This window comes from Ruegeria sp. R14_0, assembly GCF_017743975.1.
Classification (GTDB): Bacteria; Pseudomonadota; Alphaproteobacteria; order Rhodobacterales; family Rhodobacteraceae; genus Ruegeria.
Window position 1 is genome coordinate 172770 of sequence record NZ_JAGHRC010000005.1, and the last position, 15269, is coordinate 188038.

Here is a 15269-nt window from a genome sequence, read left to right on the forward strand (position 1 = left end):
TGAGCATCAGGCACCAGCAGTGCCTGATCTGTCACATCCTGCACCCTGCGTTCGAAGGTAAGCTCTGCGTTTCCTCTGTGCATCCCGAACAAGCGCAGCCATACGATAAAAACCATGAGCCATTTTGGTGTAGGGCGTCAGCAGGAAGAATGTCAGAACCGATCCAAGGTGGATGGCAAGCAGCGCGGGCATCAGAGGCGTTGAACCGAGGGCATAGAGAACCAGCCCGCTGAGCCCCACAAACCCGAGCAACAGGATGAAGCCGATATCCCCACCCCAGGCCGACGGATCGCCGAGGCCTCGCTCTGACTTTAGCTTGAGCAGTGCCATCGCACCGCACCCCACCGTCAGCAGCAGCCCCCCGGAAATCCCGAACAGTTTCGGCAACGACCAGAAGCCGTAAGGCGCGTGCATTCCGAAGACATAGTGCATGATCGTCGCGACCGAGGTCGACGCAAAACACAGCAGGAAGCCATACATGATGGCGTGGTGTATGTGGCGGCGGCCTTGGCTGAACCGGTCTTCGTCCTCAAAGTTGCAGCCTTCACCATGGCCTGCAGCCAGGTCCTGCATCTTGCCAGCACGTTTGAAAGCAGCTGTCAGATCAGACATTTGGATCGGTTCTCCACCGACTTCGGCCCAATAGCGCCTGAGGCTGATGGCTATGCTCAACAACGGCAGCAGGAACGCGGGCGCGAAGATTGCGACCATCGCGTTGTGTGACAAAACGGCGTAGAACCCTTCGCCTCCGCTGGAACCAATGGCGCGGATGGCCCAGAACAACAATGCAAATCCGATCACCAGTGCCAAGGCAATGGCCCCACCGTGCGTGTGAAACCGGCGCGCCAGAGGCTGCGGCCAGGCAAAGCTTTCCCAACTGTCCCGCCGCACTTCGGCCAGCGCCTTGGGCAAGTTCAGATCGAACTCATGCGGGGCAGTGTACTGACAAGCGTAGTAGCAGCCCCGGCAATTGTGGCAGAGGTTCGCAAGTTGCGTGATGTCTCCATCCGAGAATGCCCGTTCGGCATGCAGCGCAGGAAAGACTGAACAGTAGCCCTCGCAATACCGGCAGGCGTTGCAAATCTCGGCCTGACGGCGGGCTTCTTGAATAAGATCAGTTTGCATAAGCGGCGGCCTCACGTCCTGCGATGCGTCCAAAAACGGTTCCGATGGTCATACCGAACCCGGCAAGATACCCCTGCCCTAGAATCGACCCGGCCATGGTCTCGCCGGCCGCCCAAAGGTTTTTGATTTTGCCGTCAGGGGTCGAGCACTGCGCTGTGTCGTCGACCTTCAGCCCCAGATAGGTGAAGGTCACACCAGTGCGCAGAGAGTAGCCATAGAAAGGCGGCTCGGTGATCGGACGTGCCCAGTTGGTTTTAGGCGGTGTCAAACCCGAGGTCGTGACCCCGTCCAACTCGGTCGGATGAAATCCGCTGGTATCGCCGCATGCTTCGTTGAATTCAGCAACGGTGGCCTTAAGCTTGTCGGCAGGCAGGTCCATCATTCCAGCCAGGTCTTCCAAGGTGTCCGCCTTTAGCGGTGGAAAGACCGAGGGCATGAACAAGTTCAGCGACTTTGCATCGATGATCACATAACCCACCTGATCTGGTTGGGCCGCCACCAGACGGCCCCAAATCGCATAGCGTTTGGGCCAGACGTCTTCGCCTTCGTCATAGAATCGCTCGGCATTCTTGTTCACGACGATTGAGAACGGCACGCAATCCAGTCGGGTGACGATGCCTCCGTCGAACTTCGGCGCGCGCCCGTCAATGGCGACGGCGTGGCATTGGGTTGGATCGCCGACGCTCTCGACGCCTTGATCCAGAAGGTCCGCCAGCACCACGCCCCGGTTGTAGGGCGTGCCCCGGATCAGGAAGTTCTTTGCTGGCTCGCCCCATGCACGGGTGAGCCAATCCGTGTCGGCCTGAAACCCGCCCGAGGCAACGATGACCGCCTTGGGCGTGATGCGATGAGACTGGCCCTCATGGGTGTAGTCGACCCACTCGATCTGATCACCATTCAACTCCAGATGCGTCACGGCAGCTTCGTAAAGAACATCCACGCCCAAAGCTACCGCGGTCCGGTAGTAGGCGTTCACCAAAGACTTCCCGCCCCCCATGAAAAAGGCATTTGTCCGCGCGAGAGACAAGGTCCCGGACAAAGAGGGTTGGAACCGCACACCGTGTTCTTCCATCCATGGCAGACATTCCTCTGACGTACGGATCGCCAGCCGCGCCAAATGCTCGTCGGTTTTGCCGTCGGTGACCTTCAGCAAATCCGACAGGTATTCGTCTTCGCTGTACTCTTCGACCAGCGGTCCCATCGGGCCGGAATGCATGCAGCGAAAGTTGCGCGTGTGGCGAGAGTTCCCTCCGCGATACGATTTCGGAGCCGTCTCAAGAATCAGAACGCGTGCGCCAGCCTCGGCGGCGGTCATCGCGGCGCAGAGAGCAGCGTTCCCGCCCCCAATCACCGCGATATCAAAAGCTTCCTTTTGGGTGGCCATTTCTTGTCTACCTATTGATTTTCGTCGGCTGTCCGATCGCGGTCCTGCAACGCTCGGATACGCATCCGTTGTGCGGCCTGAATATGCACCCTCATTTCTGTCTCAGCCGCAGCACCATCCCGTGCCTTGAGCGCAGCCATGATCCGCCGATGTTCGGCCACGGCAGCTTCGGACCGATCGCCATCCAGCAACTGTGATGGGCCAAGGATCAGAAGCGCCTTTTGCAGGGACAGCATGGATTTTGCCAAAAACCGGTTCTTGGCCGCATCCAACAGCGTGGCATGGAAAATTCGATTGAGCCCCGCCGCGTCCTGGCTTGTACCCGCTTCGGCCAGCCGATCATTCAGCACCTCCAGCTCGTCCAGTTCGATATCCGACGCTGCACGAGCTGCCAGACGGGCCGCGGTACCTTCAAGCACGGCGCGCATCTCGTAAAGTTCCATCACCTCGGCGTAATCGAGGCTTCGCACCGTTGCGCCCTGCCGGGGAACATGGGTGACCAGCCCGTCGGCCTCCAACTGACGGATCGCCTCGCGCACCGGCGTGCGACTGACGCCCAACCGCTCTGACAACTCAATCTCGCGCAGGCGGTCACCGGGCAGAAGGCTGCCGTCACGAATTTCGTCCAGCAGCCGTTGGTACGCAGAATCGCCTTGCGGGCCGGGTTGTAGTGAAGAGTCTTGGACGGTCATTGCTGCCACTCAATCTGTTTTGCACTCATATGTATACACTTGGATACACATTAGGTCAATAACGCTTAAATACGTGGCCACTGGCAAAGTTCACATCCAATCGTCCCAAGCTGAAGCGCGCATAGAAATTCTCGGAAAAACATAGTAATATCTCGATATGAGAGATGCCCAGCAGTACGGAAGCAGGGGCGCTTTGGGGAGATTGGAATGAAGTTTCTTTGTTTGGCCATTTTGCCATTTGGCCTTGCCGCATCGACAGCAGTCGCTCAGGAAAACCCAATTCAGCACGATTCAGAGTTTTATATTCTGCAAGCGCAACACGCCGAACAATGGGCGCAGGATGACGCTGCTGTTGACGATGCACTGGCTGCCTTTCGGGACGGAAACGCAGGAAAACCGCCGAATATCGTCAGCATCCTGATCGACGATATGGGCTTTGGCGACATGGGTATTCCCGAACTAAACGCAGTGCGCGGTTATGAGACGCCCAACATCAACGACTTTTCCGATCAGGCCATGCGCATGGTCCGCATGTACACCGAACCGTCATGCACCCCTACCCGAGTGGCGCAGATGACTGGGCGGCTGCCTGTTCGCATGGGCATGGGCGACACCACCGTGGACATCGCGGGTTTCGGCCTGCCGAGCGATGAGGTGACACTGGCCGAGGTCCTGAAACAGGTCGGATACGCCACCAGCCATGTCGGCAAATGGCACATGGGGGACATCGCCGAAAGCTGGGCGATGAATCAGGGGTTCGACTATGCCCAGCACGCGGTCCACCAGCAGGGCCAGCTGACCATTTTCAATGACGATGCGATCAAGGAACAGGTTTCGGTCGCGATCAAAGACTATGACGACAAATACACGCTGGACGGATGGTTCCGACCCGACGCTGCCGCGATGATGACAGTGATCGAAGGCGAAACCGGCGGCCCGATCCGCGAGATCAGAATGGAGCCCGGTGAACGCTGGAACGCCGCCAAATACGACGAGATGAATCAGGCCTTTCAGGACAAAACACTAGAAGAACTGGACCGACTGGCTGCAGGCGACGCCCCTTTCTTTCTTCAGTATTGGCCAATGATCCCCTTGGACAACACACGCGCTGGTCGGTCTGGGCCAGAAAGCGTGAATGGTGGTCTCTACGTGGACAAGATGCAGCTGCTGGATGAATGGTTGGGCGATCTGTTTGCGCAGCTGGACGAGCTTGGCCTGACCGAGAACACTGTCGTAGTCGTCATGGGCGACAACGGCCATTTCACCAAATACGCGCCGCAGTCCGGTTTCACTCCGTTGATCTACGCGGGCGGCAAGGGCGACACGACCGAGGGCGGCGTCCGCGTGGACGCGTTCATCCGCTGGCCTGGCATGATTGAGGCTGACGGGCTGCTGAACAGCATCATCCATGTCTCGGACCTCTACACGACGCTCTCACGTTTCGCCGGGGCAGAGTCGTTTATTCCAAGGGACCGGTTGGTAGATGGTGTGGATCAGTCCGCCGCATTGCTGTTTGCCGATGAGACCAAAGCGCGCCGCGACCACGTCATCATCTATTCAGTCAACAAGCCCGAGGCGATCGTTAAAGATCAGCTTAAGTTAAAGCTGCCGGGACCGGGCGAAAGCGCAATTCTGGCGAAGTTTTTCGATCTATATCGGGACACGCGCGAACAGTATTCAGTCTCGACCGAAGTTGGCGCGTGGGGCGGACAGGAGTTCTCCAGAATCCTGGGGCGCCATATGGCGCGGAAGGAAAAGTTCCCCGACACCGCACCCGCTTACGGCGTGCCTTATGAAGGGATCGAAAACCTGCGCCCGGAGACACAGCAGGCTGTCGAAGCTTTCATGACCAAACGCGCCTCGTCACAGCAATAACGTCTCTTCAATCGGGCAGCGCGCCCGTGCGGCTTTCGAATTTGAACGATCAGGGTATCCAAATGGCAGGAAACATCATTTTCGCTCTGGGACTACTTGTATCGCTGGGTATTGGGTTCGTCTATTTTCGCGATCTGGGCGACGTCTCGCAAATGCTGCTGAAGGTCAAGCGCGAGAACATGGTTCGGTTTATTCGGCACGAATACCGCCTGATCGCTGTCGGATTGGGCGGATTTCTGGTCGCAACGCTCGCGCATTTCCTGTTGGGTGGCGGTCCGTTTTGGCTGTGGCTTGTCGGGGCGCTGTTGGTGCTGGTGCTCTACGGGTTTCCGTATGTTTGGGTTCACTTGGGGTTGCGAAACCAGCTGAATGATGCGGCTTTTTTTCCAATCTCCGAAGCACGGAAATACATCGGCCCGACCGCACCTGTTATTGTGATTGAAAACAATGGCCATGCCCGCGCCCACCCTGACGCGCAAATCATGCGCCCACATCTTGCCGGGAACGCCGATGGGCTGGGCGGCGAGGACATCGTCATGACCTTTTGCGCAATGGCGAACCTGGGACAAGGTTACGCCCCGCGCATCGAAGGCAACCGTCTGGACCTTGAGGTTCTGGCCCAGCATGGCAACAACCTGATCCTGCGGGACAACGAAACCGGCGAGCCAATCCAACAGATCTACGGGTTTCGCGAAGCGGATCGCGACGCCCATTCCGACGGCCCGGCCTGTCCTGTGCGGCCCGAGGCAAAAATGCAACCCTGGCCTACGTTTCGGATGACCTTTCGTGGCTTTCAAAAGGCTTACCCGGACGGTGAAGTGTTTTTGAACGTTCCCTCGTCCAACCCTCTGCTACGCCTGCTTGATATGGTGACCGAAATAACCTTTGGCTGGGGCATTGCGCGTCAGCATCAGGAGGACGCGCCGGTCATGGACAACATGGACCGCTCGGACGACCGGCTTCCGAACAAGACCTATGTCTGGGGGATCACGATCGGCCAGGACGCCGCCTGTTGGACCGATGATTTCGTGGTCGATAACAACTGGATCGTGAATGCCAACGTGGGCGGGCGGGACGTCGTTGTCAGCCTTGATCCGAAATATGAAAGCCTTGGCGTTTGGTACAACGACAGCGGTCAGCCCGTGACCCACTGCGATTTCTGGGGGATGTCAGATCGCGGCAAGTTGCAGCGCGTTGAAACTCTGCGTGCAGGAATTTTCTGGCATGTCTGGTCCGAGTTCTTTCCGGAAACAGACATCAACCGCGTCGGGCCGGGCGCTAAACAAGCTGGTGAAGCTGCCGAGTAAACGAACAATCCAGCAAGACTGCGAAATTGAAATAAAAGGAGGGGCAAGAATGGTCTTAAAGAGGATATTAACAACTGCCGCATTTGCCGTGGCGTCCTGCATACCAATGACGACAGCCTCGTGGGCACAGCTATCCGATTGGTCCTATGCAGCGACAATCTACCTTTTTACGCCCGAGACCGAAGTCTCTCAGCAAACGGCCCGCGGCAAGGTGGAGGGCACTCTCAGTTTTTCGGACGCTCTGGAAAATCTGGACCTGGCTTTTATGGGTACATTTTCCGCTACGAACGGGCGCTGGTCGCTTCTGGCGGACTATAACTATACGGATTTGACGTTCAGCAATGACACTCCGGGGGGTGTAAGCTCAGGGGTTGAAACTGCACTCACCACTCAGTTCTTCAGCGGCTATCTTGGCTACCGGGTGTATACAAGCGATACGACCCTGATCGACGTGGCTGGCGGTTTCCGTTGGTTCAAAACAGAAACGGGGTTCACTGTCCTGCCCGGCACCGCACCAGGTCGATCTGTCAATGTAAACTCAAACTGGACTGATCCGGTGATCGGGCTCAGAGCGCGCACGGCGTTTAACGACAGGTGGTCGGGCACCGGCTTTTTCGACTATGGCGGTTTCACCAATGACAGTGAAACCTGGCAGGTGTTGCTGACCGCTGACTATGCAATCAACGAAAGATGGCTGCTTCGGCTCGGATACCGCTACATCTCATTCGATCATGAGATCAACGGAAACGATTTCAAGTTCTCGCAATCCGGCCCTGTGATTGGGGCGACCTATCGCTTCTGATGCTCGGACCCTTCGGTCTCTGCAAAGACTGCTGGTCCGCTGAATCTTAAGTGCACGACCTGCGCAAATGAAAACGCCGCCCCGGAATGGGCGGCGTTTGAGTGCTGAGGGCTGCGCTAGCCTGCTTGCACCGCCTTCATGAACCGGTCGCGGATCACCACCGGGTCCATCGTGATCGGCGGCATTTTGGCGTTTCCGCTTTCACATTTACTGACGATGATTGTCATCTGTTTGGCGTCCAATGCCTCTTGCAGAACGCGCCCTGTGTCTTCGGCCTGGCACTCGATGACCCGGTCACAACCAGCCGCCTCGGCCATTTTCGCCAGCGAGGTTTTCTGCCCCGCATAGGTCGGTTGATCCCCGGTCGACCCATAAGAGCCGTTGTCGACAATGAGCAGGATGTAGTTGTCAGCAACATTGTTGGCGATCGTCGGAAGCGTGCCAAGGTTGGTCAGAATCGACCCGTCGCCATCAATTACGATCACCGGTTTAGGCTGCGACAGGGCCAGTCCCAAACCGATGGACGAGGCCAGACCCATCGTGCCCAGCATGTAGAAATTGGTCGGCTGGTCATCGATTGCGTGCAATTCCTGGCTGGGAATGCCGATGTTGCACACCACAAGCTGGTCCCGCAGGATCGGCGCGATTTCTTTCAGGATTTCAGAACGGATCATTGGTCGCCGTAGCCTCCCCAGAAATTGGCATCGGTCAGAATAGCGACCGGCTTGTTGCACATGAAAGTGTATTTCAGGATCGCGTCCAGTTCCGCGACATCTTCCTGATTGTGGAAGTGGTAGGTCGGGATATTCAGCTGTGCCAAAAGGGCTTTGGTGTGCACTGCCATTTCGACCTGACAAGCGATGGGCTCGCGCAGTTCACCTCGGTACGAAATCAGCATCGGCAAAGGCATCCGGTAATACTGGATCAGCGTTGCCAGCGTATTGATGGTCACGCCGATGGCCGTGTTCTGCATGATGATGGCGGGGCGCTTGCCACCCATCCACGCGCCTGCACACAGGCCCATCCCTTCGTCTTCCTTGTTGGAGGGGATGTGGTAGATGCCATCGCGCTCATCGATTTCCGCGATGACCCCGGCCAGTTGCTTGCACGGAACGGTGGTGACGAACGAGATATCGTTGGCCACCAGATCGTCAGTGATCTTCTTGTCTATATTCATATCCGATATGTCAGTCCTGTATGGGGCGCACGCGGCGCGATTGACGGGTTAAAGCCTGCGATGCACATGCACAGCGCAAGGCGCGTGACGGACGACACGCGAGGCGGTCGATCCAAGAAAATAGTCGCTGATGCCAGGCTTGTGCGAGCCGATGACGATGCAGTCAAACTTGTTGTCCGTTGCATAGTCGATGATGGTCCGGGCCGTGTGCCCTTTGACGATTTCGGGTTGAATACCCTCAAGCCCCGAAACTTTGTCACGCAACAGATTGCGCGCGTCGCGGAACCCTTCGGCAACCAAATCCTTGTCGAGATAGGCGCTCACGCTCCCTTGCGGCATCTCGTAGACATGCAGGGCTACGATCTCGGCACCTTCAGCAGACAAGGCCTGCGCGACTTCCAAAGTGTGTGGCGAAATCCCATGATCCAACGCCATTGGAACGAGAATTTTCTTATACATGGTTACCTCCGTTTCTGCCCGGTCTAATCCCAGGGTGCGAGGATGATCTTGGGCGCGGCAACCGCGCCAGTCCGCAAGTCCCGAAACGCATCGGGTGCGTCGGACAAAGCGCGCTGTTCGATCCAGTCCAGCGGGCCCAAACGCCCATCGAAAATAGCCTGCGCGGTGTTGCGAAAATCCTCGGCCGTATACGTATAGGTGCCGATAAATGTGATTTCCTGCAAGGTCATACGGCGCACATCCAAACCACCGGTGTCTTCACCAAGACCAACATGGGCAATCACCCCGCCCGGCGCGACCAATTGCGAGGCGGCGGCACGGGTTGCGGAATATCCCACCGCGTCGATCACCAGCGCGAAACTGTCGGTAGTGGCCTCCACTGCGTGGAAGGCGTCAAATCTTTGCAGGTAAGTCCGCCTTGCAGCGTTCGGTTCAACGATAACAACGTCCTGAACATCCGCAGCCTTCAGCGCCAACGCCGCAGCGACGCCGATCGCACCGCCACCGATCACCAGCGCTTGCCGGTCCATCGCAGGGTGCAGCGCCTCAAGGCCCAAACGGACGGCGTGCCAGCTGACGGCCAGCGGTTCGGCCAGTGCGGCTTGTTCAAAACTCACGTGGTCCGGCACCTCGACGAGGTTGGTTTCTGGCATTGCGACAAACTGCGCAAAAGCCCCATCGCGCGGCGGCATCGAGATGATCTGGCGATCGGGGCACAGGTTCTCCCGTCCGGCTTTGCAGGCCGGGCAAACGCCACAGGTCACAAGGGGGTTGATCGTCACGCGTGTCCCATCGCGTGGACCACCCACAATCGTACCAGCGGCCTCATGCCCCAGAATAAGAGGCGCAGGACGGCGTGCATCGTGACCCAGAAAAGCGTGCATGTCCGAACCGCAAACCCCAACAGCCTCGATCCGGATCAGATGTTCACCGAAAGCAGGCGTGGCGTCGGGGACATCCTCGTAGACCAGCGTTTCAACACCTTGATACACAACTGCTTTCATTTCGCGGTGAACCCTCCGTCAACCATCAGCACCTGACCCGTGACATAGTCAGCGGCTGATGAGCACAGGAACAGGATCGGGCCGTCGATGTCCTGCATCCGCCCATTTCGCTGCATACAGGTTTGCGCGGCGTTACGGGCGGCACGGTCCGGGTCTTCGAACACGGCCTGGGTCAGCTCGGTCGGGAAGAAACCCGGCCCGATCGCGTTGGCCGTAATGCCATCTGATGACCACGCTTCAGCCATGGCCCTGGTCAACTGGCCCACCCCGGCTTTGCTGGCCCCGTAAGCGATACCACCGGGGAAAGCGCGGGTTGTCTGCAACGAGGCGAAATTCACGATCCGGCCCCAGCCTTTGGATTTCATCGCGGGTACCATGGCCTGGCTCAGGAAGAATGGTGCGCTCAGGTTCAACGCCAGGGTCTGGTCCCAGCCGTCAGGTGTCACGTCATCAGCTGCTTCGCGTGTGTTGATACCAGCCGCATGCACGACGATATCCGGCGCGCCAAACGGTTGGGCGATCTGATCGACCAGCTTTGCAAGGCCCGACCGATCCGCCACATCGGCGACAACTGTCTCCACGTTGTCGCCGGCTTCGGCTTTCAGTTCAGCCAATGCCTCAGCCCGCCGCGCCACGCCGACCACTTGCGCCCCTGCAGCAGCCAACACAAGCGCCACCCGGCGACCAAGCCCTGCGCTTGCTCCGGTGACGCAGGCCACCCGCCCCGTCAGATCAAAGAGCGCCCGTGGGTCATCCATCGGCGGTCAGATCGAACTGTTCGTCAGGGAAATACTTGGCCAATCGAATATCTGCCGCGCGGGCATGCCCCTCCATCCCTTCAAGACGCGAGATACGTGCGGTGGCTTCGGCGATGGACTTTGACCCCTCGCGCGTTGCGCGCTGCCAGGTCACGATCTTCATATATTTGTGGACGCTGAGGCCACCCGTATAGCTGGCCGCGCCTGAGGTCGGCAGCACGTGGTTCGTGCCCGTCGCCTTGTCGCCATAAGACACAGTGGTTTCTTCACCCAAAAACAGCGACCCGTAGCATGTGAGGCGGTCCAACCACCAATCCAGATCCTCAGCCTGCACTGTCAGGTGTTCGGGCGCATATTCGTCAGAGCAGGCCGCCATTTCCTCGCGATCCGAACAGACGATGACTTCGGCATAGTCCCGCCACGCCGCCGCGGCGTTTTCGCGGTTCAGCTCGGGTAGATCGTCGATCAGTGTCGGAACATGCTCCATAACCTTCTGCGCCAGATCGCGATCATCGGTGACCAGCCAAACCGGCGAGTTATATCCATGTTCCGCCTGGCTGACCAAATCGGTCGCCACAACCATCGCGTCGGCGGAACTGTCGGCCAGTATCAGGCTGTCGGTCGGACCCGCGATCATGTCAATGCCGACCTTCCCATAGAGAATACGCTTGGCCTCGGCCACGAACTGGTTGCCCGGGCCTACAAGGATGTTCGCGCGTGGCAGTCCAAACAGGCCATAGGTCATCGCGGCCACGCCCTGTACGCCACCCATCGCCAGAATACTGTCGGCCCCACAGATATGTGCAGCGTAGACGATTGCAGGCGCAACACCCTCGCCTGGACGAGGCGGAGAACACGCAGTGATGTGACGACATCCAGCGACCTTGGCGGTGGTCACCGTCATGATGGCGCTGGCGATGTGGCTGTAGCGGCCTCCGGGCACGTAACATCCAGCTGCGTCTACCGGGATCGCCTTCTGACCGGCAAGGAAGCCCGGAACGATCTCCATCTGGACATCGGATACCGTGGCCTTCTGCGTTTCCGCAAAGCGGCGCACGTTGTCATGGGCGAAACGGATATCCGCCTTTAGCCTTTCGGGCACCGCGGCGATGGCGGCGTCGATTTCGTCCTGAGTCATCAGGACATTGCCGTCGAACTTGTCGAACTTGGCCGCATACTCCAGCGCCTTTTCGTCGCCACCTGCCTCGATGTCGGCCAGGATTGTCTTGACGGTGTCATGCACTTCCGTGGCGTGGGATTGCGCCGTCAGGGTCGCCTTTTTCAGGTAGTCACGAGGCATTTTCAGAAGGTCCTATTGGTAGATTTCAGGTAGCAGTGTGGTCGATACCGCCGGAACGTAAGCGATTAGAAGCACCACAATCAGCATTGTAAGTACAAAAGGCACGGCCCGGGCGGCAATCTTCAGAATAGACTCGCCTGTAATGCCAGATACAACGAACAGGTTCAGGCCCAGTGGCGGGGTGATGAACCCGACGCCCAGCGCGGTAATCATCATGATACAGAACTGAATCTCGTTCATGCCGATATTGTCCGCCAACGGCTTCAGGATCGGCGCAAGGATAACGATGTTTGGCGTCGTTTCCATGACGCAGCCCGCGGCAATCAGAATACCGATCATCAGCAGGATCAGCAGATAAGGATCGTCTGTCATTGCGGTGACCGACGCGACGAAGCCCTGCGGCACACCCATGATCGCCAGAGCTTCGGCCAAGGGGGCCGAAAACGCGATGATCGGAAGGATCACGCCGTTCACCTTAGCGGAACTGACCAGCATCGACGGGAAATCGGCCAGTGTCAGAGTTCGCAAGATGAAGCCCATAATGATCGTTACAACGACGGCGGTTGCACCAGCCTCGGTCGGGGTCAGGCGGCCCGAGAAGATACCGTAGAATATGATGCCGGGTACGATGAAGGCGTACCAGCCGGACTTCAAAGCCTTGCCCAGATTGGCGAGCCACTCGCCCATGGTCATCATGCCACCGCCTTCATAGGAGTATAGGCGGTTCATGATGATGTTGGTGATCAGGATCGACACCAGAATGGCCAGACCCGGGATCAGGGCCGCCAGAAACAAGGTTGAGGCCGAGATACCCAACACGAGGCCGATAATGATATACGCAATCGACGGCGGGATCAGGATGCCGGTACAGGCCCCCGCCGCGACCAACGCGCAGGCATAGGGGCGCGGATATCCGCTTTCGACCAACCGGTTGATCGTCATCCGCCCCACGGCAGCAGCGCCAGCCGCGTCCGAGCCCGAGATTGCGGCGAACATGCCGCAGACCAGCACAGTGGCCGACCCGAACCCGCCCTTGGCAAAACAGGTCAGCGCCTCGGCCACGTCCAAAAACTTGCGCGACAGCCCAGTGCGGACCAGCACGTCGCCCGTCAGGATGAACAGCGGAACGGCTGTCAGGGCAAAGGCGTCAATGCCGGTGAACAGGCTTTCGCCCACAAGGCTCAGCGGCAGATCGCCGGACATGACCAACATAACGATCGCAGCGGTGCCGATGGCAGCCCAGACAGGCACGGCCAGTGCGATCAAAGCGACAAACAGGATAACGGGAACGTAGAAGTCCCAGCCCAGTTCAACGGTTTGATTGAGAGAATTCCAAAGCATCCGCGGTCCCCTCAGTCAAACAGTTTGTCGCCTTCAAAGACGGGCGTGCCGTCCCTCAGGCATTTCAGGTCGCGCATCAGGGATTGGATGAGGCGCCAGATCATCAGCGCAAAGCCAGTCGGAACCGCCATCAGGAACCAGACTTTGGACACCCGAAGACCGTCAGTGACGGATCCGAACTTGGCCGAGACGTGAACCGCCTCATACGACCAATAAAGCGCGATAACCGCGACCACGAACATCACCACATCGCCGAAGATATACAACAACGCCTTAGGGCGCGGCCCGAGGTAGTGCATGATCACATCAATACGGATATGAGCGCGTTCCTTAACCGCCGCCGCGGCCCCAATCCAGGCTAGGTAGATGAAAGAATACCGGACGATCTCTTCGCCCCAGATCGAGGAATAGGCAAATATCTCGCGCCGCAGAACCTCGATGGCCATGGTGATGACCAGCATCACGTAGAACACCAGCAACAACCAGCGCTCGGCGTTGCGGTCTATGTTTTGAAGTAAGGTCATCACGTCCCTCGGCGAAAGAACAGTCAGGCACAAGCCTTCTGTTTCGGGCCCTTAACGGCCTGACTGAAATGGTATGAGCGCGGACGCCCACATGGCGTCCGCAAAAGATGGCATTAGGCGTCGTGGACGTAGTACTTGCCCTGCGTCCCGGCCGCCTCGACCAGTTTTTCGAAGGCGTCCATCGACCCGGCCAGCTCTGTCTTGAACGGATCCCAATCGGCGTTCTGGTAGCCACCTGTGCTTTCCCACTCGGCCAACTGATCCGCGCTGAGCGAATGGAATTCCACCCCTGCTTTGTTCAGTTCGGACATGGCATAGGCGCGGGCCGACGGAACCTTTGCCAGGTTCTGGTGGCTGGTCATTTCCGACCCCCACATGATGCCTTCCTGTACGTCTGCCGGCATCGAGTTGAACCATTCGAGGTTACAGGAAAAGACCTGACTGTCGGGCACAGCCTGCGTGAAGGTTACGTGGCTGAGGATGTCCTTGAAGCCAAAAACAAACAACGCGCCGACCGACGGATCAAGCGCATCCGCAACCCCCTGCTTAATCGCCGAGGGGGTCTCGCCCCAGGCAACTGGGGTCGGGTTTGCGCCGACCATGCGATAATACTGCTGCAGCATTTTCGACCCAGGCACGCGGAACTTGACGCCACTCATGTCGCCGGGCGTGATAATGGCATTGCCACCCTGACGCACTGCGACGACACGCGGGTCGATCACCACATAGAACAACGCCTTGAACCCGGCGGCTTCGACTTTGGGGTGCACTTCGTTTTTCCATGTGTCTGAATGCACCAGGTTGGTGAATTTCTGGTTCGATCCACACAGGTACGGCATGTTGATCAGGTCAACGGTGGACGCGAACGGCGCGAAGTTGGACAGCGAATGCTGCGCAGCCTGGATGGTTCCGCCCTGTACCTTTTGCACCAAAGCGCCACCTGCACCCAACTGCCCACCAGGGGCCAGCTTGACGTATACCTTGCCGTTGGTTGCGTTCTGAATGTTTTCCTTCAGGTCCAGCTGCATTATCGGATAGCTGCGCGATGCGCCAAGAACATAGGCCGTGGCTACGGTCATCACGTGATCTGCGGCTTGCTCGCGCTCACGCTCTTCCTTGGCGGTCTGCGCGGCGGCCTCGGACGACCACAACACCCCTCCTGCCCCGGCGACCAGTGCGGCGGTAAACGCACCACTGGCGCTGAGTTTCAGAAAATTGCGGCGTTCTTCTGAGGCCAGTTCGTTTCTGTCGTTGTTCATTTAGTGCCCTCCCAAGCGAAAATTCAGCTGTCGCTTTCTGCGTCGCGGTCAGCCTCTTTTTTCAAAATTGCGACAACGAACAGGATCGACGCCGCGAACAGGACCAACATTTCTCCCACGTCTCCAAGAAAAGCGCTGTTGGCAAATGCCCCTAACGCCACGTTCGCAAAGTAGATGGCAAACACGATTATGGACGCAGCCAGGAACATTTCTTGGACTCCTTTTGGATTCGGCCCCACATCACTTGTAAGCGCTTACATAC

16 protein-coding genes are annotated in these 15269 nt (G+C 58.2%); 3 read left to right on the forward strand and 13 right to left on the reverse strand.

Annotated elements, in window-relative coordinates:
• Positions 1-6: 6 nt before the first annotated feature.
• The 3 genes from tcuB to J7416_RS15555 are packed head-to-tail and all read right to left on the reverse strand — an operon-like array spanning position 7 to position 3201.
• Complete coding sequence (tcuB, locus tag J7416_RS15545; RefSeq protein WP_209226074.1) at positions 7-1125, reverse strand: tricarballylate utilization 4Fe-4S protein TcuB; 1119 nt, start codon at positions 1123-1125, stop codon at positions 7-9.
• The gene (tcuA, locus tag J7416_RS15550) at positions 1115-2509 is read right to left on the reverse strand and encodes an FAD-dependent tricarballylate dehydrogenase TcuA (protein ID WP_209226075.1); all 1395 of its coding nucleotides are present in this window, start codon (positions 2507-2509) and stop codon (positions 1115-1117) included. The genes tcuB and tcuA overlap by 11 nt, the downstream gene beginning before the upstream one ends.
• Before the next feature lie 11 nt (positions 2510-2520).
• Positions 2521-3201 carry a GntR family transcriptional regulator gene (locus J7416_RS15555; protein WP_209226076.1) on the reverse strand — a complete coding sequence of 227 codons (681 nt, stop codon included), beginning with the start codon at positions 3199-3201 and terminating at the stop codon, positions 2521-2523.
• Between the two features lie 207 nt (positions 3202-3408).
• Here J7416_RS15555 and J7416_RS15560 point away from each other — a divergent pair, with 207 nt between their 5' ends.
• From J7416_RS15560 to J7416_RS15570, 3 genes are all read left to right on the forward strand, one after another.
• Positions 3409-5076, forward strand: coding sequence for a sulfatase-like hydrolase/transferase (locus J7416_RS15560; RefSeq protein WP_209226077.1), 1668 nt, complete (start codon positions 3409-3411; stop codon positions 5074-5076).
• A 62-nt stretch (positions 5077-5138) separates the two neighbouring features.
• Entirely contained in the window at positions 5139-6383 is a 1245-nt protein-coding gene (locus J7416_RS15565; RefSeq protein ID WP_209226079.1) for a DUF3179 domain-containing (seleno)protein, read from the forward strand.
• 106 nt (positions 6384-6489) lie between these two features.
• Positions 6490-7185: an outer membrane beta-barrel protein gene (locus tag J7416_RS15570; RefSeq protein WP_209226080.1), complete on the forward strand. Its 696-nt coding sequence runs from the start codon at positions 6490-6492 to the stop codon at positions 7183-7185.
• A gap of 116 nt (positions 7186-7301) precedes the next feature.
• On the opposite strand, the gene comE is transcribed toward J7416_RS15570, so the two are convergent.
• The 10 genes from comE to J7416_RS15620 form a co-directional block, all read right to left on the reverse strand.
• Positions 7302-7859, reverse strand: a complete 558-nt coding sequence (gene comE, locus J7416_RS15575) for a sulfopyruvate decarboxylase subunit beta (RefSeq protein ID WP_209226082.1) — start codon at positions 7857-7859, stop codon at positions 7302-7304.
• Positions 7856-8362 carry a sulfopyruvate decarboxylase subunit alpha gene (gene comD, locus J7416_RS15580; protein WP_170427194.1) on the reverse strand — a complete coding sequence of 169 codons (507 nt, stop codon included), beginning with the start codon at positions 8360-8362 and terminating at the stop codon, positions 7856-7858. Before comD ends, comE begins: the two co-directional genes overlap by 4 nt.
• Before the next feature lie 48 nt (positions 8363-8410).
• Positions 8411-8821, reverse strand: coding sequence for a universal stress protein (locus J7416_RS15585; protein WP_209226083.1), 411 nt, complete (start codon positions 8819-8821; stop codon positions 8411-8413).
• 23 nt (positions 8822-8844) lie between these two features.
• Positions 8845-9825, reverse strand: a complete 981-nt coding sequence (locus tag J7416_RS15590) for an alcohol dehydrogenase catalytic domain-containing protein (RefSeq protein WP_209226084.1) — start codon at positions 9823-9825, stop codon at positions 8845-8847.
• Positions 9822-10583 (reverse strand): SDR family oxidoreductase, encoded by a 762-nt coding sequence (locus J7416_RS15595; protein ID WP_209226086.1) that lies wholly within the window; start codon positions 10581-10583, stop codon positions 9822-9824. Before J7416_RS15595 ends, J7416_RS15590 begins: the two co-directional genes overlap by 4 nt.
• A complete protein-coding gene (hisD, locus tag J7416_RS15600; RefSeq protein WP_209226087.1) occupies positions 10576-11883 on the reverse strand; it encodes a histidinol dehydrogenase in 1308 nt (435 codons plus the stop codon). The genes J7416_RS15595 and hisD overlap by 8 nt, the downstream gene beginning before the upstream one ends.
• 12 nt (positions 11884-11895) lie before the next feature.
• A complete protein-coding gene (locus J7416_RS15605; RefSeq protein WP_209226088.1) occupies positions 11896-13224 on the reverse strand; it encodes a TRAP transporter large permease in 1329 nt (442 codons plus the stop codon).
• A gap of 11 nt (positions 13225-13235) precedes the next feature.
• Positions 13236-13748, reverse strand: a complete 513-nt coding sequence (locus tag J7416_RS15610) for a TRAP transporter small permease (protein WP_209226090.1) — start codon at positions 13746-13748, stop codon at positions 13236-13238.
• Positions 13749-13861: 113 nt separating this feature from the next.
• A complete protein-coding gene (locus J7416_RS15615; protein WP_209226091.1) occupies positions 13862-15007 on the reverse strand; it encodes a TRAP transporter substrate-binding protein in 1146 nt (381 codons plus the stop codon).
• Positions 15008-15030: 23 nt separating this feature from the next.
• Positions 15031-15216 carry a hypothetical protein gene (locus J7416_RS15620; RefSeq protein WP_209226093.1) on the reverse strand — a complete coding sequence of 62 codons (186 nt, stop codon included), beginning with the start codon at positions 15214-15216 and terminating at the stop codon, positions 15031-15033.
• Positions 15217-15269 lie beyond the last annotated feature (53 nt).